The 22,168-nt window shown below is 51.3% G+C and carries 22 protein-coding genes and 2 tRNA genes; 13 read left to right on the forward strand and 11 right to left on the reverse strand.

The genetic code is table 11. The annotated features are described in order from the left end of the window. Window positions 1-59 precede the first annotated feature (59 nt). The gene (locus tag HZS79_RS12305; protein WP_179928030.1) at window positions 60-1,394 is read left to right on the forward strand and encodes an MATE family efflux transporter; all 1,335 of its coding nucleotides are present in this window, start codon (window positions 60-62) and stop codon (window positions 1,392-1,394) included. Here the strand turns inward: HZS79_RS12305 and HZS79_RS12310 are convergent. The 4 genes from HZS79_RS12310 to HZS79_RS12325 form a co-directional block, all read right to left on the reverse strand. Then, entirely contained in the window at window positions 1,391-2,875 is a 1,485-nt protein-coding gene (locus tag HZS79_RS12310) for an NCS2 family permease (RefSeq protein ID WP_179928031.1), read from the reverse strand. The two genes, HZS79_RS12305 and HZS79_RS12310, sit on opposite strands and share 4 nt — an antisense overlap. 249 nt (window positions 2,876-3,124) lie before the next feature. Beyond that, window positions 3,125-4,315, reverse strand: a complete 1,191-nt coding sequence (locus HZS79_RS12315) for an amino acid aminotransferase (RefSeq protein ID WP_162219838.1) — start codon at window positions 4,313-4,315, stop codon at window positions 3,125-3,127. A gap of 1 nt (window position 4,316) precedes the next feature. Continuing rightward, window positions 4,317-4,655 carry a 4a-hydroxytetrahydrobiopterin dehydratase gene (locus HZS79_RS12320; protein WP_179928032.1) on the reverse strand — a complete coding sequence of 113 codons (339 nt, stop codon included), beginning with the start codon at window positions 4,653-4,655 and terminating at the stop codon, window positions 4,317-4,319. 28 nt (window positions 4,656-4,683) lie between these two features. Next, window positions 4,684-5,583, reverse strand: coding sequence for a GGDEF domain-containing protein (locus HZS79_RS12325; protein WP_179928033.1), 900 nt, complete (start codon window positions 5,581-5,583; stop codon window positions 4,684-4,686). A gap of 315 nt (window positions 5,584-5,898) precedes the next feature. On the opposite strand from HZS79_RS12325, the gene cobA reads away from it, so the two are divergent. The 4 genes from cobA (at window position 5,899) to dcd (ending at window position 9,482) form a co-directional block, all read left to right on the forward strand. Next, window positions 5,899-6,690 (forward strand): uroporphyrinogen-III C-methyltransferase, encoded by a 792-nt coding sequence (gene cobA / locus HZS79_RS12330; protein ID WP_340159024.1) that lies wholly within the window; start codon window positions 5,899-5,901, stop codon window positions 6,688-6,690. Between the two features lie 134 nt (window positions 6,691-6,824). Next, window positions 6,825-7,949: a coiled-coil domain-containing protein gene (locus HZS79_RS12335; protein WP_179928034.1), complete on the forward strand. Its 1,125-nt coding sequence runs from the start codon at window positions 6,825-6,827 to the stop codon at window positions 7,947-7,949. Window positions 7,950-8,103: 154 nt separating this feature from the next. Continuing rightward, window positions 8,104-8,904, forward strand: coding sequence for an iron-sulfur cluster carrier protein ApbC (gene apbC / locus HZS79_RS12340; protein ID WP_162219634.1), 801 nt, complete (start codon window positions 8,104-8,106; stop codon window positions 8,902-8,904). Window positions 8,905-8,915: 11 nt separating this feature from the next. Next, window positions 8,916-9,482, forward strand: coding sequence for a dCTP deaminase (gene dcd / locus HZS79_RS12345; protein WP_162219633.1), 567 nt, complete (start codon window positions 8,916-8,918; stop codon window positions 9,480-9,482). A 78-nt stretch (window positions 9,483-9,560) separates the two neighbouring features. Here the strand turns inward: dcd and purN are convergent, their stop codons facing one another. Further along, the gene (gene purN / locus HZS79_RS12350; protein WP_162219632.1) at window positions 9,561-10,319 is read right to left on the reverse strand and encodes a phosphoribosylglycinamide formyltransferase; all 759 of its coding nucleotides are present in this window, start codon (window positions 10,317-10,319) and stop codon (window positions 9,561-9,563) included. Continuing rightward, the gene (gene purM, locus HZS79_RS12355; protein ID WP_162219631.1) at window positions 10,316-11,383 is read right to left on the reverse strand and encodes a phosphoribosylformylglycinamidine cyclo-ligase; all 1,068 of its coding nucleotides are present in this window, start codon (window positions 11,381-11,383) and stop codon (window positions 10,316-10,318) included. Before purM ends, purN begins: the two co-directional genes overlap by 4 nt. A 199-nt stretch (window positions 11,384-11,582) precedes the next feature. On the opposite strand from purM, the gene HZS79_RS12360 reads away from it, so the two are divergent. Together HZS79_RS12360 and hda are read left to right on the forward strand one after the other, a co-directional pair. Continuing rightward, complete coding sequence (locus HZS79_RS12360; RefSeq protein WP_162219630.1) at window positions 11,583-12,692, forward strand: AI-2E family transporter; 1,110 nt, start codon at window positions 11,583-11,585, stop codon at window positions 12,690-12,692. Further along, window positions 12,689-13,393: a DnaA regulatory inactivator Hda gene (hda, locus tag HZS79_RS12365; protein WP_162219629.1), complete on the forward strand. Its 705-nt coding sequence runs from the start codon at window positions 12,689-12,691 to the stop codon at window positions 13,391-13,393. Before HZS79_RS12360 ends, hda begins: the two co-directional genes overlap by 4 nt. A gap of 99 nt (window positions 13,394-13,492) precedes the next feature. Here the strand turns inward: hda and HZS79_RS12370 are convergent, their stop codons facing one another. Further along, on the reverse strand, window positions 13,493-13,867 hold the full coding sequence (locus HZS79_RS12370) for a phasin family protein (RefSeq protein ID WP_162219628.1): 375 nt from the start codon (window positions 13,865-13,867) through the stop codon (window positions 13,493-13,495). 293 nt (window positions 13,868-14,160) lie between these two features. Here HZS79_RS12370 and HZS79_RS12375 point away from each other — a divergent pair, with 293 nt between their 5' ends. The 3 genes from HZS79_RS12375 to HZS79_RS12385 all read left to right on the forward strand — a co-directional run bounded on the left by HZS79_RS12375 (window position 14,161) and on the right by HZS79_RS12385 (window position 15,807). After that, window positions 14,161-15,531 carry a class II fumarate hydratase gene (locus HZS79_RS12375; protein WP_179928035.1) on the forward strand — a complete coding sequence of 457 codons (1,371 nt, stop codon included), beginning with the start codon at window positions 14,161-14,163 and terminating at the stop codon, window positions 15,529-15,531. Between the two features lie 100 nt (window positions 15,532-15,631). Then, a tRNA-Val gene (locus HZS79_RS12380) sits at window positions 15,632-15,708 on the forward strand. 22 nt (window positions 15,709-15,730) lie between these two features. Continuing rightward, window positions 15,731-15,807 (forward strand) — tRNA-Val (locus tag HZS79_RS12385). A 56-nt stretch (window positions 15,808-15,863) separates the two neighbouring features. Here HZS79_RS12385 and msrC read toward each other — a convergent pair. The 4 genes from msrC to HZS79_RS12405 all read right to left on the reverse strand — a co-directional run bounded on the left by msrC (window position 15,864) and on the right by HZS79_RS12405 (window position 19,000). Beyond that, window positions 15,864-16,337 carry a free L-methionine (R)-S-oxide reductase MsrC gene (gene msrC, locus HZS79_RS12390; protein ID WP_162219626.1) on the reverse strand — a complete coding sequence of 158 codons (474 nt, stop codon included), beginning with the start codon at window positions 16,335-16,337 and terminating at the stop codon, window positions 15,864-15,866. Between the two features lie 79 nt (window positions 16,338-16,416). Beyond that, window positions 16,417-17,208, reverse strand: a complete 792-nt coding sequence (locus HZS79_RS12395; RefSeq protein WP_179928036.1) for a MetQ/NlpA family ABC transporter substrate-binding protein — start codon at window positions 17,206-17,208, stop codon at window positions 16,417-16,419. A gap of 114 nt (window positions 17,209-17,322) precedes the next feature. Continuing rightward, window positions 17,323-17,976 (reverse strand): methionine ABC transporter permease, encoded by a 654-nt coding sequence (locus HZS79_RS12400; protein ID WP_162219624.1) that lies wholly within the window; start codon window positions 17,974-17,976, stop codon window positions 17,323-17,325. Then, the gene (locus HZS79_RS12405) at window positions 17,957-19,000 is read right to left on the reverse strand and encodes a methionine ABC transporter ATP-binding protein (protein ID WP_162219623.1); all 1,044 of its coding nucleotides are present in this window, start codon (window positions 18,998-19,000) and stop codon (window positions 17,957-17,959) included. The genes HZS79_RS12400 and HZS79_RS12405 overlap by 20 nt, the downstream gene beginning before the upstream one ends. 458 nt (window positions 19,001-19,458) lie before the next feature. Between HZS79_RS12405 and HZS79_RS12410 the strand changes: the two genes are divergently transcribed. The 3 genes from HZS79_RS12410 to HZS79_RS12420 all read left to right on the forward strand — a co-directional run bounded on the left by HZS79_RS12410 (window position 19,459) and on the right by HZS79_RS12420 (window position 22,164). Further along, on the forward strand, window positions 19,459-20,085 hold the full coding sequence (locus tag HZS79_RS12410) for a riboflavin synthase subunit alpha (RefSeq protein WP_162219622.1): 627 nt from the start codon (window positions 19,459-19,461) through the stop codon (window positions 20,083-20,085). Window positions 20,086-20,284: 199 nt separating this feature from the next. Then, complete coding sequence (locus HZS79_RS12415; RefSeq protein ID WP_162219621.1) at window positions 20,285-21,583, forward strand: NCS2 family permease; 1,299 nt, start codon at window positions 20,285-20,287, stop codon at window positions 21,581-21,583. Window positions 21,584-21,618: 35 nt separating this feature from the next. Next, window positions 21,619-22,164: an adenine phosphoribosyltransferase gene (locus HZS79_RS12420; protein WP_162219620.1), complete on the forward strand. Its 546-nt coding sequence runs from the start codon at window positions 21,619-21,621 to the stop codon at window positions 22,162-22,164. Window positions 22,165-22,168: the final 4 nt, after the last annotated feature.

Raw genomic sequence — 22,168 nt, forward strand, 5'->3', positions numbered from 1 at the left:
ATCACTCAAGTAGAGTGATGGCGTTTTTGTGTCAGGAGGGAGTGTATTTGGCAGCGGTCATGCAACAACGTGAGCTGGCGATAACCCTATGGCGTCAAACGTGGCCAATGGCGATTGGGGTGTTGGCGTTATTGGGTTTTCAGCTTGTAGATAGTGCTTTTATTGCACGTTTGGGTACAGCGCCTTTGGCGGCTCAATCGTTTACCTTCCCGTTGTCTTTTTTGATTATTGGCATTCAAGTGGGGATGGGGATAGCGATTGCGGCACTGATTTCCCGTGCCCTGGGAGCCGGTGAGAAAGCGCGGGCTAAACGGCTCAGCAGTCTCGTATTGATTGCCGGTGGTGTCGTTATCGGTTGGCTAGTTGTCGCGTTATGGGTTCTGCAGGTGCCTATATTTCGACTGTTAGGGGCAGATGAGAGTGCGCTTGTTTATATTCGCGCCTATTGGGGGCCGCAGCTGTTTTCTGCGTGGCTTGGGGCACTGCTGTATTTTATCTATAGCGTGTTCCGTGCTCATGGAGATACGCGGCTGCCGGGTAAAATGATGGTGCTTAGCAGCCTGATTAATTTGGCGCTGGATCCGTTATTTATTTTTGGCATTGGGTCTTGGCAAGGCTGGGGGTTGCCCGGCGCCGCTTGGGCAACCGCCATCGCATTTTCGGTGGGGCTATTATTTACCGGTGCAAAGCTGCATAAGCGTCAATGGGCTACGCATCTTGCAATCTGGCAAGAGGCGCGGCGCTCATGGCGACCCTTCACCGGCATTGCTGCTCCCGCTATGGTGAGCCAGTTGATGCCGCCACTGGCGGCGATGCTAGCGATTTCCGTTGTTGCAGGCCTAGGGGATACCCAAGTAGCAGCATGGGGGCTTGCCAGTCGCCTCGAAACAGTTTCGCTGATGGTGATATTAGCGATGACCATGTCGCTGCCACCATGGCTTGGGCGTTGCTATGGAGCGGGCGACTGGGGGCAGATTCAGCAACTGATGCGCTTGGTAGTGAAGGTCGCGTTGATATGGCAGCTTAGCCTGGGGGTATTGCTGGCACTGGCTTCACCCTGGGTGGCGATGGTGCTGGCCGGAAACCAGGAGGTGCAGAGTGAGCTCGCGCTTCTGATCCGCTTTTTGCTGCCCAGTTACGCAGCGCTAGGCGTATGCATGCTGGTGGTGTCGGCGGGTAATGCGTTGGGCTGGCCGCTGCGGGCTATGCTGCTCTCTAGCGCGCGGCTGTTTATCTGCTATTTACCATGCTTGTGGTTAGGCGCGCAGGTTTATGGCTGGATAGGCTTAGCCGCGGGTGCAGCAGTAGGCAATATATTGGCAGGGATCGCTGCGTGGACTGTGCTACGCAGGATTTTATCCCGCCCGCATCGGCAGGCGGGATATGGCGTTTAGTGTTTTTTCGGTGCTTCCTGAAATGAGAAGTACATAAACAGTAGCGCCATGCCCAAGTAGCCCATTACAAACTCTGGCGCAGCGTTAAAGGCGAGTTTTGGGGCATGCATAAGCCCAACAAACGAGAAGCCAGCTGCAATGGCGGCAAAGGCGGCTGCGCGTCGGAACTGGTGGTCGATTACCGACACTGTCATTGCCCCTAACAAGATGGCCATAAACATCGCGCCTTGACCCATAACAACAATAGCACTCGAGATGTCGCTGACAACGTCACCAGCGCCTCGGTTGAAGCGCGTCATCACGTAGTTGGCAAAATAGGGCAACATTGCCAGCGCAATTGCCGGATAGTAGCGGGTGTCGTTGGACTGAAAGGCAGTGGCAATCATCGACATGCCTACAAATACCAAGATAGGCGCCACGACAGAAACCGGAATGATGGCCGCTAAAGCAGCGATCAATCCAAACATGGTTGCCAGGGCGTAAACTGCACCGTTTAGGATGCTGTAGCCCCGTCCTGCGCCCATCCACTTGGCGCCCACTGTTGCAATGTAAACAGTCGTTGGAAATACGCCGCCAAACAGTGCGCCAATCATCGTGCCTGCGCCATCGACTGCCTGGCACTCGCGCACATCATATTTATCGCCAGCGGCTTCCATGGCTTCAACGTTATTCATGGTTTCAATAGCGTTGTAGAGAGTGATAGGTAACACGACAGTCAAGATGGCCAGCATGCCTGTCAGCAGCAGGCCGAGGCCTTCAAACCAGGCTAGATTGGGTAGCAAAGGGTAAAAGCCTAGGTGGGTAAACGCATCGCTGAAGCGTTCGCTTCCCGCATCGCCAATCAGATACGCCATTGCGGTACCGACCACGATGGCAAATAGCGACGTAGGGAGTTTAAACGGCATACTGACGCGTGCCACAAGGCCAACAATGATAATGCCGAGCACCAGAAGACCGATGATAGGCATTTCCAAGGTTTTAAACAGCATCTCACCAGCAATAAAGGTGAGTGCAACGCCAGCAACAGCCCCCAGCATGGCAGCTCGTGGTAAATGATACTGCACCCAGCGGCCTATAATGCTTATCAAGGCTTCTATTGCGCCGCTAATAAAGCAGGCAGCCACAGCGACTTTCCAGGCTAGTTCTGCGTCACCGGTTAACTGTTTGGCAGGCAGAAGAACGCCAAACAGAAAGACGAACATAACCGGAGTGGAAATACCGTAGGAGAGTGCGGTGACATCACTTCGGTTTTCCTTTCGCGCAAGTCTTGCGGCACTCCATGCGTAATAGAAATTGCCTGCCATGACGGCGACGGCAGCACCTGGGAGTACCTGACCATAAACGATCGAGGCGGGGAACCCCATACCAAGCATTGTGATCGCAATGATGACAAAGTTGGCAATATTGTTCTGAAACAGGGCGAAGAACGCATCGGTATCTTCTTTTTTGTACCACGGGTAGTGAGTGCCGGCAGCCGCCATGTTAGGCCTCTTGGTTATAGTGTGTTGTATACAAGGCTATACTGAGTGTGCCGAAGGTTTGACTAATCGGTCAAGCATAGCATTGTAGCGGACGCCGCACGGGCGCCCCAGGCTCTGGCGGCAAGTGCGCAATTGTACACTTCAATTACTTGTCTGTTCAGCGGCTTAACATCTCATCAACAAAAACGCCCAGGCAATTTGCCTGGGCGTTTTAGCCGTTGAGACTTATGTCACCAACTGATTCTGACGCTATGCGTTAACGGCAGCGATGGCCTTAGCAAGGTAAGGCAGATTCTCGTGGGAGAACCCTGCAACATTGGCACGGCCTGAGCGCACCATGTAAATGCCAAACTCGTCACGCAGGCGGTCTACTTGTTCCGGTGTTAAACCGGTGTAAGAGAACATGCCGCGTTGTTCAGCAACACATGCGTACTTTTGGTCGAGACCATAGGGCTTGAGGGCTTCGACAAAGTCACGACGCAGCGTGTTAATACGGTCGCGCATTTCGGTTAACTCTTCACGCCAAAGCGCAGAAAGCTCAGCATCGTGGAGAATTTCGCTAACAATCGCGCCACCGTGGGCGGGTGGGTTAGAGTAGTTCTCACGGGCTACAATCGCTGCTTGAGAGCGCACGTTTTCCATCTGCTCGGCGTCTTTTGCAATCAGGATCAAGCAACCAGTTCGTTCGCAGTAAATGCCAAAGTTCTTCGAGCAAGAGCTGGTGATGATGACTTCATCAAGGTTTTCGGCCAACAAACGAACACCGTAGGCGTCTTCGTCTAAGCCTTCCCCAAAGCCCTGGTAGGCAAAGTCAACCAAAGGCAGCAGTTTGCGCTCGCTCAGTACTGCCATCACCTCTTGCCACTGATCTTTAGAAAGATCAAAGCCGGTCGGGTTGTGGCAGCAGGCGTGCAGCACAACCACGTCGCCTTCCGGAATCTTTTTGAGCGCCGCTAGCATGCCATCGAAATCAAGACGGTTATCGGCGTCAACGTAGGGGTATTTATGCAGCTCGATACCCGCAGCGGTGAAGATACCGTGGTGGTTGGGCCAGGTAGGGTCACTGACCCAAATCCCTTTTCCTGGGAGTTGGTGAGCAATAAAGTCAGCGGCTAAGCGCAGCGCGCCTGTTCCGCCGGGAGACTGGGTAGCGCTCGCGCGGTTGGCTTCCAATACGGCAGAGTCTTCGCCTAGCACCATTGGCAGTACGGCATCACCGTAAGCTGGGGCACCATGAGAACCAATATACGTTTTGGTGGTTTCATTCTTGAGCAGGCGAGCTTCTGCTTCCTTGACAGCACGCATGACTGGCGTGTTGCCTTGTGCATCGCGGTATACACCAACACCTAAATCTACTTTTTGCGGGTTGGTATCTTTTTTGAAAGCTTCGATCAGCCCGAGAATGGCATCTCCAGGGACTCGCTCAATTTGCTCAAACATTTTATTCGGCTACCTCGTCGGTTCTGGCGGCAAGAATGAAGTCATTTAGGTGCAGGCCTTTAATTTCGTGGGACCACCATGTCACAGTAGTTTTTCCCCACTCAGTAACGATGACTGGGTGATGACCGGCCTGCTCTGCGATACTGCCTACGCGCTGGGTAAATGCCAGGGCATCGGCAAAGTTTCGAAACGTAAATTGTCTCGATAGCTTCATGATGCCATCGTGCTCAACAATCTGCCACTCTGGAAGTGCGCTAAGGTGGTGCTGGGATTCGCTATGACCCAAGGGGGTAGCATTACCACTGCAGGGCTCGCAGGCTGTTTTTGCAAGTGTTGTCATGGGGTGCCTCCTATTGATGACTCCTCTATCAGGGTAGAAGGCTTACACAGTCGCGACCATCCTCTTTTGCACTGTAAAGTGCTTGGTCAGCACGCTCTATCATATTGCGTAAAGGCTCACCGCAGCGATACTCCGCAACGCCAATGCTAAGTGTTACTTCACCTTCGCCTATTCCGAAATCATGAGAGGCGATGGCATGGCGCAGACGGTCTGCGAGCTTATGGCATTGCTGCAGCGGCGTCAGCGGCAACACGACCATAAACTCTTCACCGCCCAGCCTTGCCACCATATCTTCACAGCGCAGAAGCAACTGGGTTTGCATAGCGAGTTGTTGGAGTACGTTATCTCCCTGGAGATGGCCCCAGCGGTCATTGAGTTTTTTAAAATGATCAACATCCAGCATCATAATAGACAAGGGAGTACCATGCCGAGTACTTAGTGATGCTAAGTGAGTTAAATGAACCATGAGTTTGCGGCGGTTTGGTAGTCCCGTTAATGGGTCTGTATCGCACAGTTTTCGCAGGCGCTGCTCTTCGGCTACTTGGTCAGTGATGTCCATCATCATGCCGTTCCAGCGCACGCCATTCTCGGTTGGCTCTGGATTTGCACTGACAGCTATCCAATGAGGTTTTTCTTTGGGAAAAGGCAGTCGGAAGCGGGTGGTAAGCGGCAGCATCCAGCGCGCTGATCGTTCAATTGCCGACATGATTTTCGGGTGGTCGCTGCCTGTTAATTGTTCGATCAGATTGCCGGCATCTTCTGTTAGCTGGGGTCGATCAATCAGTGCTAACGCTTCTCCACCACCTTCAAGATAGGGGAAGTTCATACGGCCGCAGTGTGATCGGTAGAATTGGAAAATAACCCCAGGGATATGGGGGACTAGGTTGTCAGCACTATGTGGTGTAGGGATCATGTCATTCACGGGCATGCGTGAAGCTCCAGAGCATATGCCAAATAAAAGTTAATTGTGAAGATTAGCCCTAAAAACGTAATGAATATGTAAGCTATTGCTGACAATTTTACTAATTGTTAACATAATTTAGAATAAGCTTATTCTTAAATAGAATTAGTAAGGGTTTTAAGCATCCCACGTAGAGATATTGGCACTATCCACTAAAATATATTACTTTTTTGAATATTAAATAGTTTTTTTATTACTGGAGTGTTTTTCTTGAATGCAGCAAGCGTGGATGATGTCCTGCTAGGTGAGCACGCCTGCACTAAAAGGGTTGGCGATGACGGTATCGTGAGCTTGGTGGGCGCGGGCCCAGGTGATCCTGAGCTACTCACACTTAAAGCCTATAAGCGGCTGCTAATGGCAGAGGTGGTGCTTCATGACCGGCTTGTCAGCGATGAAATCTTGGCGTTAATTGGCGAGCAGGCTGTTCAATATTATGTCGGTAAAGCGATGTCCTCACACAGTGTGCCCCAAGATCGTATTAATGAAACGTTGGTCAATTGGGCGAAGCAGGGTAAGCGCGTTGTCCGTTTGAAAGGTGGTGACCCGTTTATTTTTGGCCGAGGTGGGGAAGAGCTTGAGACGCTGGTGGCGGCTAAGGTCAATGTAGAAGTTATTCCCGGCATTACAGCGGCGTCAGGGTGTGCTGCATACGCCGGCATACCCTTAACGCATCGTGACCATGCTCAGTCAGTTCGCTTCGTGACAGGGCACTTGCAAAGCGGCGATTCCCTGCTTGATTGGCAAGCACTGTCTCGACCAGGGCAAACACTGGTGTTCTACATGGGGCTGAGCAACCTACAAAACATCTGCCAAGCACTAATAAAGCATGGGATAGTGCCAAGCACACCGTTAGCGCTCATCGAACAAGGAACAACGCAGCAGCAGCGCACTCATATAGGTTCACTTGATCAGTTACCTGCTGCATTTCTGAACGGGAATATCAAGCCGCCGACACTTCTTATTATTGGCAGCGTGGTCTCTCTTCATGCCTCGCTCTCTTGGTTTGAAGCGTCTGATGGATGTGCCGTAGGATTTGGTGAGAGCAAGCATCTGCCAGCTGATAGGGATTGTTAATAATTTCGCGTTTAATTCAGGTTCCTTGATCACTGGCGAGATGTTTCTAGATGTGTATGCTAGTAAAAGAGTGTCATGTGCTAAATGCCTATCAACGCTGCTGGTTTCGGTAGCCTAGAAGAGAGGGACGCAGTATGTCAGAAGCAAACCACTCGGATCATCCAGCGCCGGCAAGCAAGCCGGACATGAAAACGCTTTTCAAGGACAACCGTGTCAAAGGGATCGCTGGTATTGCCGCCATTGCGGTTATTTGGGCAATCATGGCGCAATCTAACTCAGGTGCTCGGCAGGATCGTGTCGAAACATTAGAAGGCCAGCTAGCCAGCGTTGAGCAAGATAACAGCCAGCTCAGCCAGCGTATTGCAGAAGTTGAGCAAGCTGAGACCGACTTAAGTGCAATGCGTGAAGAAATGGCTTCGTTGGAAGAGCAGAAAGCCCAGGCAGAAAGTGAACTTGAGTCCGCTCAACGTGATGCAAGTGCCGTGGAGTCTCGTTTAGAAGAGCTAGAGGCTGAACGCGATGCACTCCAGCAAGAGGTTGATGCTTTAAATGAGCAGATAGAAAGCGCCGAGAGTGACATGCAAGCGCTGAAAGAGGAGCGTGATGAGGTGGTTGAGGCGCGTGATGAGGCCGAATCAGCGCGTCAGGAAGCCGAAGAAGCTCGTCAAAGTGCAGAACAAGCTCGCCAAGAGGCGGAGTCTGCACGCCAGCAAGCAGAAGAGGAGCGTCAGCAGGCAGTTGACGACTTGAAGGCGGCTGAAGAAGAATTAGCGGGCTTGGAGTCTCAGGTAAACGAAGCTAACGAACAGCTTGCTGGGATCGAAGAGGAAATTGCAGCCACCCAAAGTACCTTGGATGAACTGGAAAGTGAGCGGGATTCCTTAACCAGCGAGCGTGATGCGTTACAAAGTGACGTTGATGGGTTGACCGAACTTCGCCAGGAAGAAGAGCAGAGCCTGAACCAAGTGCGTACCGAGATGGATGATCTGATGGTGGCGCTGGAAATTGGCCGTGAAGAGGTTGCCCAGGTAGAGAGCGACATTGAAGCACGTGAGGGGCAGCTTGCTCGTTTAGAGACTCAGCTAAATGATTGGCGCGAAGAGCTTTCATCGCTAGAGAGCCGGTTGCACGTTGACGATGCTGCTAATGATGAAGTGCCTGCGCTCGCTGGGCAAGATGACAGCGCTGACGATGCTTCCGGCGGTGATGAGCCTGAGGAAGACGAGGCAACGGAAGAAGAGCAGCAAAGTAGCAACTGACATGGCAGTGTAGCGCGGCTCATCGCCTGCGTGCACGGAAGCGGATGTGGGTAACCCCTACATCCGCTTTTTGCATCTTGGTTTAGAAATGAGTTGCCTAGGAGTATCATTCACACCACGCGAGTTATGGTCACAAATGACGGGAGTGCCATTGATGGATGGTGTAAAACATATTGTTGCAGTGGCATCGGGTAAGGGAGGGGTCGGTAAATCGACCATCACCGTTAACTTGGCACTAGCGCTTGCAGCCCAAGGGTATCGTGTTGGGGTGCTGGACGCTGATATCTATGGGCCTAGTCAGGCACAGATGCTAGGTGTAAAAGAGGGGGTGCGGCCTCAGTCGGCGGAGGATAATAAATTCCTGCCGCTAGAAGCGCATGGCCTTCAGGCGATGTCGATGGCCTTTATGGTTAACACCCGTGAGGCAATGGTATGGCGTGGGCCTATGGTGGTTGGTGCGTTTCAGCAAATGTTGACCCAAACTAAGTGGGATAATCTTGATTTTCTGCTGATTGACATGCCGCCAGGCACTGGCGATATCCAGCTGACGCTGGCGCAAAAAGTACCTGTTTCTGGTGCGGTTATTGTGACAACGCCTCAGGACATTGCGTTACTGGATGCGCGTAAGGGCATTGAAATGTTCCGTAAAGTCAATGTGCCAGTGCTGGGTGTCGTGGAGAATATGAGCCTATACCACTGCGAAAAATGCGGCCATGAAGCAGCCATTTTTGGTACAGGCGGCGGAGATCAAATTGCTCAGGAGTACGACACGATGGTGCTCGGGCGGTTACCATTAACGCTGTCTATTCGTGAGCTGGCTGACTCAGGTCGGCCTAGTGTAGTTTCCGAGCCCGATAGCTCCGTTAGCCGTACCTTTGCAGATATTGCCAGACAAGTGGCGCAATCGGTGAGTGCCAGCCAAAGCGGCGGCCCCACCATCTCTTTTAGCGAGTGATGAAGTAGCACATGAGTATTAAATCAGATAAGTGGATTCGTCGCATGGCGCAAAGCGATGCCATGATTGAGCCGTTTGAGGCAGAGCAAGTACGCTATGTTAATGATCAGCGAGTCATTTCCTATGGCACGTCAAGCTACGGCTATGATGTGCGCTGTGCTGACGAATTTAAGGTGTTTACTAATATCCATTCAGCCATTGTCGACCCCAAGGCATTTGACGATAAGAGCTTTGTCGATATAAAGGGCGATGTGTGTATTATTCCACCCAACTCCTTTGCATTGGCGCGCACGGTTGAATATTTTCGTATTCCTCGCAACGTGCTTACCATTTGTCTCGGTAAATCCACTTACGCGCGTTGCGGTATTATTGTGAACGTAACGCCTCTGGAGCCAGAGTGGGAAGGGCATGTGACACTGGAGTTTTCAAATACGACGAACCTACCGGCCAAAATTTACGCCAATGAAGGAATAGCGCAGATGCTATTTCTTGAGTCTGATGAGGTATGTGAGACGTCCTACAAAGATCGCGGTGGTAAATATATGGGCCAGCGTGGCGTAACGTTGCCTCGTACCTAATATTAAGTCGCCGTTTTAATGCAAAACGCCTTACGCGCTCATAGCGGTAAGGCGTTTTTTTTAAGACGACATAGCGGGTTAGGCGTCTTCGTCTAGAGTTTCATCCAGCTCTTCAGCGGCATCAGCATGGGATAAACGCATGCCATGAGGAGGGAGTGGGTGGCCGTCCATGGTGGCGTTTTCGGCGGTGTACTTTAGCCGGCCTTCTAAGAACCACTGTACGGCGATAGGGAAAATCAAGTGCTCCCGGGCGTGTACTTTTTCCTTCAGTGTTTCGACGGTATCTTCACTGGTGACGCTCAGCTCTGCTTGCAACACAACGGGGCCGCCATCGAGCTCTTCAGTGACAAAATGCACGCTGCAGCCATGCAGTGCTACGCCCTCTGCTAGTGCACGAGCATGGGTATTCAGTCCTTGATAGGCAGGTAGCAGAGAAGGGTGAATATTGAGCACTCTGCCTAGGAAGCGTTGCACAAAGCGTGGCGTTAGAATCCGCATAAAGCCCGCAAGGACGATTAAGTCGGGTTCGTGACGCTCAATCACTTTTATAAGTGCACCATCATAGGCGTCGCGGCTGTCATATTCCCGGTGGGGTAGTGCCACCGCTTCAATATTTGCTTCCAGCGCTCGCTTTAGACCATAGGCATCTGGCTCATTAGAGATGACGGCCACGATCTCACCGCCAAGCCGATCATGACGCTGTGCGTCAATTAGTGCCTGTAAATTACTGCCGCTGCCAGAAATCAACACAACGATCCGTCGAGCGGTTGCTGGCTCTGCTGTCATGTCGTTTAGGGTGTCGTTAAACGTGCTGCTATTGTGGTCAGTGCTGCTCATGCGCGAAGGTTCTCCAAAACGACGGCTTCCTCCTGGCGCTGGATAATTTTCCCAATCTGGTAAACGGTCTCTCCTTGAGCCTGCAGATGCGCCATGGCCTGTTCAGCGTGAGCCTGAGGCACCACAACCACCATGCCGATGCCGCAGTTCAGAACGCGGTGCATTTCAGTTTCACTAACGTTGCCTTGGGCTTGTAACCAATTAAATACTTCGGGGCGCTGCCAAGTTGAAAGATCAACGTGAGCCGCGAGGGTATCTGGTAGAACACGAGGAATGTTTTCCAGTAAACCGCCACCCGTAATGTGGGAAAGCGCGTGAACTGGAATGTCGGTGCCACGCATCATCGACAACAGTGATTTCACATAGATGCGGGTGGGGGCCATCAAGGCATTGCCGAGTGGCTGGCCGTCAACCGTGTCAGTTAATGACGCGTTACTTACTTCTAAGATTTTGCGAATAAGCGAGTAGCCATTGGAGTGCGGGCCAGAAGAGGCCAAGCCAAGCAGAACATCGCCTTCGGCAACGTTGCTGCCATCCAAGATATCGGCTTTTTCAACGACGCCAACACAAAAGCCTGCTAAGTCGTAATCACTGCCTTCGTACATACCAGGCATTTCAGCGGTTTCACCACCGACAAGTGCACACCCCGCCAGTTCGCAACCAGCGCCAATGCCAGTCACTACATCGGCTGCGATATCCACATCAAGCTTTCCCGTGGCATAGTAGTCAAGGAACAGCAGCGGCTCAGCACCCGCTACGATCAAATCGTTGACGCACATAGCGACAAGGTCGATGCCAATGGTGTCATGCTTGCCAAGATCCATGGCGAGGCGCAACTTAGTGCCGACACCATCAGTGCCGGATACCAGTACGGGTTGTTTATAGCCAGCGGGCAGCTCGCACAGTGCTCCAAACCCGCCAAGGCCTCCCATTACCTCAGGGCGAGTGGTGCGTTTGGCAACGTGTTTGATACGGTCAACCAGCGCGTTGCCGGCATCAATATCGACACCTGCGTCTTTGTAGCTGAGTGAAGGAGTAGCCGGAGAAGTGGAGGTCTCGGTCATGACGGGTCCTGTGAAGCCTATAGCAGTACGGGTAGTGCTGGCGCGTTGGCCAGTGCCGGGGCGATAACAAGGCAGATTGTAACACCGAGAGACGTAAGTCGCATCGATGTGCGGCGTTAACAAAGGCTCACTATGCTACTTTTGTTACTCTTTAGTAGGCTAATGCACTAACCATCTTTCCAGGAGGGATACCGAGATCATGCGACATTCATGGTGGGGCGTTGCGTTGTTAGTCGTTTTGGTGGGCATCGTCTATTTGTTGGATTCGGTATTGATGCCGTTTATTGCGGGCATGATACTCGCTTATCTGGCAGACCCGCTTGCTAATAAATTTCAAAAATGGGGCATGGGACGCCCATTGGCAGTATCTAGCGTCTTTTTAGTTCTGTCGCTGATTTTAGCGGTCAGTCTTTTGATTTTAATCCCCCTTATTATTCACCAAACCAAGCAGTTAGGTGAGGTGGTGCCTGGCGTATTTGATTGGGTTGAGAACGTTTTAGCCCCTCAGGTTTTGGATTGGACAGGTTATGATTTGCGCAACGAACTGGATAATGTACAAGCAACCTTGGCAGAAAACTGGAGAGATGCTGGGGGGTATATCGCACAAGCGTTAGGCCAAATCGGGCGCTCTGGCATGGCCTTTGCCACGTGGGTCACCTACGTAGCGCTTATTCCTGTCGTGACGTTTTATTTATTGCTGGACTGGAACCGCCTTTTGAACAGTATTATCGACTTGGCTCCTAGGCAGTGGGTGAGCGATATTTCTCGCTTAGCAGGTCGCTGTGACGACGTATTATCAGCCTTCTTGCGAGGACAGCTGCTCGTGATGCTCTGTTTGGGGGTTATTTATGCGATTGGTTTGACATTAATGGGGCTGAGTTTTGGATTGCTGATAGGTGTTGTATCTGGGTTGCTCAGCATTGTGCCGTTCTTGGGCTTTATTGTGGGCCTAGGCGTAGCCATGATTGTAGCGCTGTTTCAGTTTGACTCATTGTGGGCGTTGTTAGGTGTGTTGGCTGTATTCAGCGTTGGGCAAGTCACGGAAAGCGTTGTACTTCAGCCAAAGCTACTCGGCGATAAGATTGGCTTGCACCCGGTAGCTGTCATTTTTGCTGTGTTAGCCGGTGGTAGCCTCTTTGGGCTGACAGGGGTACTCTTGGCATTACCTTCGGCTGCCGTCATTATGGTGCTCCTCAAAGAGCTAAAAGCGCGATATAAAAACAGCACTCTGTACGATGCTGAACAAAGCCAACCTGTACAGCAGCTTGAAAATAGGCTGGGACGTCACGACGAAAGGGAGTCACCATGAGCCGAGTACCGGCACAGCTACCACTTGGAGTGGGGTTGCGAGATGACGCGACGTTTAATAACTATTACGCTTCAACCGCGAATACCCCACTAGTCGAGTATTTGAGCCGGCAGCTTGAACGTAATGCTGAACCCTTTTTATATGTATGGGGGGCGCCTGGGAGTGGTCGCAGCCACCTTTTGCAGGCGGCTTGTCATGCGGCCTCGGATGCTGATAAGCGTGCCTTATATCTACCACTAGCTGACCTCGGTCATTTCCCCCCATTAATGCTCGAAGATATTGAGCGTTTGGATCTTGTAGCGATTGATGATCTTGAATATGTGATAGGGCGTAAGCGCTGGGAAGAGGCGCTGTTTCATGCGTTTAATCGGCTGCGTGATGCGGGTAAGGCGTTGGTGATCGCTGCCAATACATCTCCGCGCCAGTTGGACGTTGTACTGCCTGATTTGGCATCACGTCTGACGTGGGGGGTGACGTTTCATCTACACCCATTGGATGATAATGAGCGTCTGGCGGCGTTGAAGCTGCGTGCCAAGGTAAGGGGAATGCAGCTGCCTGACGATGTCGGGCGTTACATTTTGCACCGCGGCCCACGCGAGCTTGGAGAGCTATGCCGAGCGCTTGAAACACTGGATCAGGCATCGCTTTCAGCAAAGCGTAAGCTGACGATTCCTTTCGTCAAGTCTGCCCTGACATGGTAAAACGCCCCCGTCAGTAAACTGACGGAGGCGTTTTATTAACAGAGCGCTGATCAGGACGGCGCTAAACTATTGCACTGTTACTTTTATAACGATAGCAGTTTAGGCAGTCTTGCTCATTTTGCTAGCGGCTGCTTGAGCCTGCTTAACATTCTCTTCTGTTAGTTTTTGACCTTTTTGCAAGAAGTCTTGCTGTAGAGCAACAACTTTGTCAGCGTCGCCTTTTACACGCTCAGCCAGTTCTTTAGCAACTTTCTGCTGGCCTTCCATATAGCTACGCAGGCCTTCAGCGTCTTTTACGCTCATCAGCTGACGCATTTGTGCAATGCCGTTATCAACGTAGGCTTTGTTAGCATCAAACTGTGCGTTGAGCATTTTTTCAGAGTAATCGATGCTCAATGTCATGAAAGCGCGTGCAGGCGCCATGAAAAGATTGTCGAATTGCTGAGTCATTTCGTTAGTATTAAATGTTTGCATGGTAAGAACTCCTGTGCCGTTGCTCACTAATTGACCCGTTGAGATTAACAGTGCCATTAGTGTTGGTTGATCAGCGACGGTCTTATTGAGTAATCACCGCAGCTGATATCTATTCATCTTGCGTTGCAGCATAACAGGGGTTTTTGTGCGGTGCAACATTTCTCTGTTGGCTATTCTCAAAGAAGCCAAGATGCTCGTTACCTACCGATATATTTACCTACTGAGTTGTGACGTCTAGTGTGAAGTGTAAGGCAGGTTCTTCAGGGCTTGCAGCAGAAGGAGAGTTAAATTGTATGCGCATTGAACAGGATAGTATGGGCACCTTAGAAGTGCCGGAAGAAGCACTTTATGGGGCTCAAACTCAGCGAGCGATCAATAATTTCCCCGTTTCTCACACCGCAATGCCAACGGCGTTTGTACACGCAGTGGCACGCATCAAGCTGGCGGCGGCGCGTAGTAATTTTCAACTGGGTTTGTTGGATGAACAGCGCGCTAGGGCTATCGAGACGGCAGCGACATCCGTCATAGATGGTCATCACAATGACCAGTTTCCCATTGATGTTTTTCAAACGGGGTCTGGGACCTCAACGAATATGAATGTCAACGAGGTGTTGGCTACGTTAGCAAGCCGCGAGGGCATTGAAGTAACGCCGAATGACCATGTCAATATGGGGCAATCAAGCAATGACGTTATTCCTACGGCTATTCATCTTTCTGCAGCCGTTGCGGTCACACAGACGCTTCGACCTGCGTTAGTTGCCCTTCAGGCAACGATTGATCGGCGCGCAGGTGAGTTGAAGCATGTCGTAAAAACAGGCCGAACTCATCTGATGGATGCCATGCCACTGAGAATGGATCAAGAGTTAGGGGCGTGGTCAAGCCAAGTAGGCCAATCTATCGAACGCATTGATAGCGCCCTGGAGAGGCTGTGTCGTTTGGCGCAGGGGGGGACCGCCGTTGGGACGGGAATTAATGCGCCTGAAGGGTTTGCCGAATTGATGGCTCGGGACTTAAGTCAGCAAACGGGCTTATCCTTTATACCCAACGATAGCTTGTTTGCTAGCTTGGCATCACAAGATGCTGCGGTAGAGCTCTCGGGACAGCTAAAAGGTCTTGCTTGTGTTGTCATGAAAATTGCTAATGACCTGCGCTGGATGAATTCAGGGCCACTGGCCGGATTGGGTGAAATAGAGCTTGAGGCACTGCAGCCGGGTAGCTCGATTATGCCGGGTAAAGTGAACCCGGTGATTCCTGAATCGGCCGCACAGGCAGCGGCGCAGGTGATAGGTTTGGATACGGCTATTACAGTAGCAGGGCAAAGTGGCAATTTTCAGCTAAACGTTATGTTGCCGCTGATAGCGTCGAACTTACTGACTTCAATTACCTTGATGAGTAATACGGCGCTATTGTTGGGCGAGCGCGCTATCGCGACATTTAAAGTGCGCGACGGTAATTTGCAGGGGCCGTTGGCGCGTAACCCTATCTTAGTGACTGCATTGAACAGTGCTATTGGCTATAACGCGGCTGCCGCCATTGCTAAAAAAGCGTATCAAGCAGGACGGCCGATTATCGACGTTGCCGAAGAGGAAACGGAACTGGATCGTGCGACCCTTGAACGTTTACTCGATCCTGCGGTTCTTACCAGGGGAGGTGTGCCGCAGTAATAATGAGACTGGCTTGCTGGAACGGTGATGCCCTGGTTAGCGTGTAAAAACTACTTGCAATTCAGGTATGAAGCCGTAGAATACGCATCCGTTGCACAGCAGGACCATAGCTCAGTTGGTTAGAGCGCCACGTTGACATCGTGGAGGTCGGCGGTTCAAATCCGCCTGGTCCTACCAGATTTTGCAGCCCGTTTTATTTAGGACCATAGCTCAGTTGGTTAGAGCGCCACGTTGACATCGTGGAGGTCGGCGGTTCAAATCCGCCTGGTCCTACCAGATTTTAAAAGCCCCATGCTTAGCATGGGGCTTTTTTGTTTTGGGAGTCTGCATGATTACTCGATTAAGTGGGGTAAATCCGTTTGACGAATAAACGTAGCCACGAATGCCTCAATGCCCGCCTGATCTTCCTGGCTAAAGCGCCCATGCTGCGGGCTATCCAAGTCGAGCACTCCCCAGAGGTGGCTGTCAGCCATAATGGGGACGACGAGTTCCGAGCGCGAAGCTGCATCGCAGGCGATATGGTCAGCAATAGTGTGAACGTCATCAATACGCTGAGTGGCTTGCTGACGAGCGGCGGCTCCGCAAACGCCTTTGCTGAAAGGAATCGGATGACAGGCGGGTTTGCCCTGGAAAGGGCCAAGACACAGTTGGTTGGGTTGACGGTGAAGATAGAACCCCACCCAATTCAACTCATCTAGTGCATGCTGAATAAAAGCACATGTCTGGGCACAGTTAGTCAGCCAGTCTCGGGTATCTAGTAGCGAGGCGAGCTGCCGATTTAGTAGCGCATAGTCAACGCGAGGCATATGAATTCCTCAAAGGTATAAGCACATCAGGCCAGCCCTAAGGCTGGCCTGACTAAGGTTAACGGGCTTTTAGGACGGTTTATTCAATCCAGCCTGGCACTGCGCCACCCTTGAAGAGTTCTTCTGCTTTTTCGATGACTTCATCTCGCTGGTAGGCACTAACCAGTTGGCGGATGTCTTCACGCTCTTCGTCGCCGCCACGTACCGCAATTAGGTTGACATAGGGAGACTCAGGGCCTTCTTTGATTAGCGCATCATCAAGGCTGAGGCCAGCAGGCTGGGCAAAGGTGTTGTTGATGAACGCCATGTCCACATCGGGCAGTACGCGCGGCAGTTGGGCTGCTTCAATTTCACGGAAGCGGAAGTTGCGAGGATTGTCTGCGATGTCGATGGGGGTTGCTTCTAAATTGCTTGGATCATTGAGTGTGATCAGGCCCTTGTTGTGCATCAGAATTAGCGCACGGCCTTCGTTGGAAGGGTCATTGGGCAGAGCAATTTGCGCGCCATCGGGCAGTTCTTCGATGCTGTCGTATTTCTCGGAGTATGCGCCGATCGGGTAAACAAAGGTGCGGCCAGCAATTGCAAGATCGTAGCCGCGATCGTTGACCATGGCCTGTAGATAAGGTTCGTGTTGGTAAGCGTTGGCATCCAAGCTGCCATCGGCAAGCGCTGCGTTCGGCGTGACGTAGTCGGTGAACTCAATAATCTCGACGTTTAGGTCGTACTCTGCTTTGGCTATGCGAACAGCTACTTCCATGACCTCGGTTTCAGGGCCTGCCACAGTGCCTACTTTAATGGTGCGTGTGTCTGCGTTGGCAACGTTAACTGCAAGTGCTAGGGCCGTAAGGCTGCCGATAATTAATTTATGCATGGTGTTACTCCGATAGCGTAGTGGAACGTCAGCACAATTGTATGGGAATAAGAAAATAAATTCTAATGCGTTTTAGTTATATTCGGCTATGCCGATAAAAGCCGTAGGCTATCATCACTTGCGATCACTTTTGCGCACCAAATAGTCACCTAAGCTTTGGAAGCCTTGAACCATGACTACTAGAATAACCACAGTAATCAACATAATGGTGGGGTTGAAGCGGTTATAACCATAGCGAATCCCCAGATCGCCGAGACCGCCACCGCCTACCGCTCCCGCCATAGCAGAGTAACTGACAAGCGTTACCAGGGTGATCGTTAGGCCTGTGATAATGCCGCCCCGCGCTTCTGGAATTAGCACCTTGGTAATGATTTGCCAAGGCGTGGCGCCCATAGACTGAGCTGATTCAATTAGCCCTGGTGATATCTCATTGAGTGCACCTTCAATAAGGCGTGCAACAAATGGAATGGCGGCAATGGTTAATGGTACTGATGCTGCATTAATGCCTATAGAGGTGCCGACCAGCATGCGGGTGAATGGGATGATGGCGACCATCAAAATGATAAAAGGAATTGAGCGGCCAATGTTGGTGATAATGCCAAGCACTTGGTTGAGCACCGGCATTGCCAGAACTTGGCGGGGACGCGTGACATATAGCATTACCCCAAGCGGCAAACCGACCAGCGTGGCAATAACACCTGATATGGAGACCATATAAAGGGTATCCAGCGTGGCCTGTAAAATAAGATTAAACATCGCGCTGGACATGACCAAGTACCTCGACTTGTAAGTGATGTGCTTCTAAATAAGACATGGCTTCTTGGGTTTGGGCGGGTGTGCCTAGCAGTTCGGCAATCATCAGCCCTAGCGTGCGGTCTTGAATAGATTCGACTTTTGCCTGAAGGATGCTGACATCAACGCTGCATTCCCGCGCCAGTCGGGATATAAGTGGCGTAGATACAGCATCGCCAGAGAACGTGAGCCTAACGACGGGGTGGGTATGCTCGCCCGGAGTATCGCTTAGGCGCTCGATGAGTTCTTTAGGCGGACTTAGCTGTAAAAAGTCATTCAAAAATTCTCTGCCTAACTGAGTGCAGGGAGCAGTGAAGAAGTCGCCTACCTCGGCATCTTCCACTAGCTTTCCATCAGATATCAGGCTGACCCGATGGCAAATAGATTTCACTACTTCCATCTCATGGGTAATGAGCAAAATGGTAATGCCAAGCTGTTGATTAATCTCTCTTAACAACTCAAGAATAGAGCTGGTGGTTTGTGGGTCGAGTGCCGAGGTAGCTTCATCGCACAGCAAAACGTTAGGCTTGCTGGCTAGCGCTCGGGCAATCGCGACGCGCTGCTTTTGCCCACCGGAAAGCTGAGCTGGGTACTGCTTGGCTTTGTCCGAAAGACCAACCATCTCTAATAATGGTAAGACACGCGTTTTGATTGCCTTACGGTCTTCTCCCATTAATTCAAGAGGAAGCGCAACATTATCAAATACCGTGCGTGTGGTTAGCAGGTTGAAGTGCTGAAATATCATGCCAATACGGTGGCGGGCGCGGTTTAATTCGTGGCGGCTAAGATGCGTCATTTCCTGGCCGTCTACCGTAACGCTGCCACTGCTTGGCCGTTCGAGCAGGTTAACGCAGCGAATCAACGTTGATTTGCCTGCGCCTGATAGACCGATAACGCCGTGAATAGCGCCTTTGGGGACTGTTAAATTAACGTCTTTCAGGGCATGAACGGCGTTGCTGCCGGTGCCATAGGTTTTACTAACGTTGCTAAGTTCAATCATAGCGTCTGCCTTAATAGTAGGCCGAAGACGGAGTGCGAGGGGGCAAGCGTAGGGCGGGAAACAAAAAAAAGACCACCCTTGCGGGTGGCCATCAACGCTGGACACACCCTTTTAGCTGCACTTCACCAAACGATTAGTTTGGTGGACGCCCGCAATCTGGGTACAAATCGGCGTCATTACATTTGCGGCAAAAGTCTAAAGAGTGGGCAGCGACTTGTCAATTGCAACCGTCCTATTTCATGTTCTTAGGTGTTTTAATAGGTTTATTTTCTTTTTACATGATTTCTTTTAGTGGTTAATGCTGCAAGTGCTGTTTTTTTAACGCAGTTTACAGAAAAAAGTGGTTCTGCATGCCGCAGCTGCTTTGTGGCTGCACAAGGTTGGCGCATTAGTAGTAAGCTTGCACACGATTTTAAGCTCTTGTTTAGCATTTATCCGCGATAAAAGGGGAAAGCGATATGTTTACAGGCATCGTACAAGGCGTTGCACCCGTGGTGGCAGTGAACGAGCTAGAAGAGTTTCGCACGCATGTCGTCGCATTACCTGAGGAGATGCGCCATGGGCTTGCTATCGGCGCATCGGTGGCACATAACGGCGTTTGTTTGACGGTAACAGCCATTAATGGTGAAAACGTCAGCTTCGACTTAATGCGTGAAACGTTACGATTGACCAATCTTGGTGCAATTACACCAGGTCAGTGCGTCAATATAGAGCGGGCGGCTCGCTTTGGCGATGAGATTGGTGGCCACTCTATGTCTGGCCATATTATCTGTATGGCAAAGGTGGTAGCGATAGAAGAGGCTCCCAACAATCGTCGGCTATGGTTTTTGCTGCCGGAAAAAGTGGCCAAGTTTGTTTTTGAAAAGGGCTACATTGGTGTCGATGGCATTAGCTTGACAGTAGGTGATGTTCGTCATGCAGCTGACGGTGACGGCGTTGAGTTCAGCGTTAACCTGATTCCAGAAACGCTGGCGCGCACGGTTCTGAGGGATCGGATGCTGGGGGATCAGGTAAATATAGAGATCGACCCACAAACCCAGGTGATTGTTGAGACGGTTGAAAGGGTGCTGGCAAGCCGCCTTTGATGGCGTATTTCGGCGTTGCGTTGACCGATCGGTTAGCTTATGGCCTAAAGTTTGCTAAAGATAATAGATAGGCGGGTGTATGCCCGCTAAAGCCAGCTGCACATGAAGTCTCGCATCGCGTAGAGGCTTTCGGTAGTATGTGCGGCTTTTCTCGCACCAAGGGACGCCTACAGCGTTAGCGCGAAGGACAAAAAACGATATGAAACTTCTGGACAATTACTTCAAGCTCAGCGAGCAGAAGACCAATGTGAAGACGGAAGTGATCGCTGGTATCACGACGTTTCTCACCATGGCTTACATTATTTTTGTGAATCCGAGCATCCTTTCGGAAGCGGGAATGGATTACGGAGCTGTGTTCGTGGCTACCTGCGTTGCTGCTGCGATCGGCTGTTTCATAATGGGCCTCTGGGCTAATTACCCCATTGCTCAAGCACCCGGCATGGGGTTGAACGCCTTCTTTACCTACGGTGTCGTGTTGGGTATGGGGTATACCTGGGAGGCGGCTTTGGGGGCCGTATTCTTCTCTGGTTTTGCGTTCTTCCTGCTGAGTATTTTTAAAGTGCGCGAATGGATCATTAATTCCATACCGCTTTCACTACGCTTAGGGATCGCGGCGGGTATTGGCTTGTTCCTGGCAATGATTGCACTTAAAAATGCCGGCATCGTTGTGGCTCATCCGGCTACTTATGTTGCGTTGGGTGATCTTTCTCAACCTGCAGCGATTTATGCCCTATTAGGCTTTTTCGTTATTACGGCGCTTTCCTATTTGCGCGTCACCGGCGCTGTAATGATTGGCATCTTGGGTATCACCGTGCTGGCAATGGTTCTGGGTCATAATCAGTATGGCGGTATTATGTCGATGCCGCCTTCTATTGCGCCCACGTTTATGGCGATGGATCTTATGGGTGCGCTGGATGTGGCAATGCTGAGCGTTATCTTCGCCTTCCTGTTTGTTGACCTGTTCGACACGTCAGGCACGCTAGTGGGCGTTGCCCATCGTGGCAAGCTGTTGGATGAAAATGGCAAGCTGCCGCGTATTGGTCGTGCCATGATGGCAGATAGTACTGCTTCTATGGCGGGTGCTGCGCTGGGTACGTCGACAACCACTAGCTATATCGAATCAACGGCAGGCATCGCTTCTGGCGGGCGCACCGGTTTAACCGCCGTCGTCGTGGGCGTGTTATTTTTGATCAGTCTTTTCTTTGCGCCGTTGGCTGGGTCTATACCTGCTTACGCGACAGCAGGTGCGCTGCTATACGTAGCAGTATTGATGGCGGGTAGTCTGGCAAATGCTAATTGGGAAGACCCCACCGATGCCGCTCCGGTGCTAATTGCAGCGCTGGCGATGCCACTGACATTTTCGATTGCAGAAGGTATCGCGCTTGGCTTCATCAGCTATGTAGCGATCAAGGCACTGGCAGGGCGTTTTAGTGACCTTAATCCAGCTGTTATTATCCTGGCACTACTTTTTGCGGCGAAATTTCTATTCCTGGGTTAAATAACCCGCTTTACTATTAATCAATGAGAGACGCGATGAGCATCTACGGCGACTACATTAAGTCCGTCATTCGCACGGTTCCCGACTGGCCAGAGCAGGGCGTAAATTTTCGTGATATTACGCCGTTGCTGCAAAATAGCGCTGCCTTCCGCAAGCTGATCGATAGCTTTGTGCATCGCTACCAGGAAATGAACTTGGATGCCATCGCGGCCATTGATGCGCGTGGTTTTATCATCGGTGCGCCATTGGCCTACGAGCTTGGGTGTAGCTTTGTCCCAGTTCGTAAGAAAGGTAAGCTGCCATTCAAAACGATCAGTGAAACCTACACGCTTGAGTATGGCCATTCTGAGGTCGAGCTCCACTCGGATGCTTTTCAGGAAAATGATCGTATCCTGCTAATGGATGACCTCATCGCAACCGGTGGAACCATGCTGGCAGCGGCAAACCTAATTCAGCGCTCAGGTGGCCAGGTGGTTGAAACGGCCACGATTATTGATTTGCCTGAGCTGGGCGGTTCACAGAAAATTCGCGATGCTGGGTATAGCGTATTCGCGGTATGTTCATTCACAGAAGACGAGTAACGCC

This window comes from Vreelandella zhaodongensis (assembly GCF_013415115.1).
Classification (GTDB): Bacteria; Pseudomonadota; Gammaproteobacteria; order Pseudomonadales; family Halomonadaceae; genus Vreelandella; species Vreelandella zhaodongensis.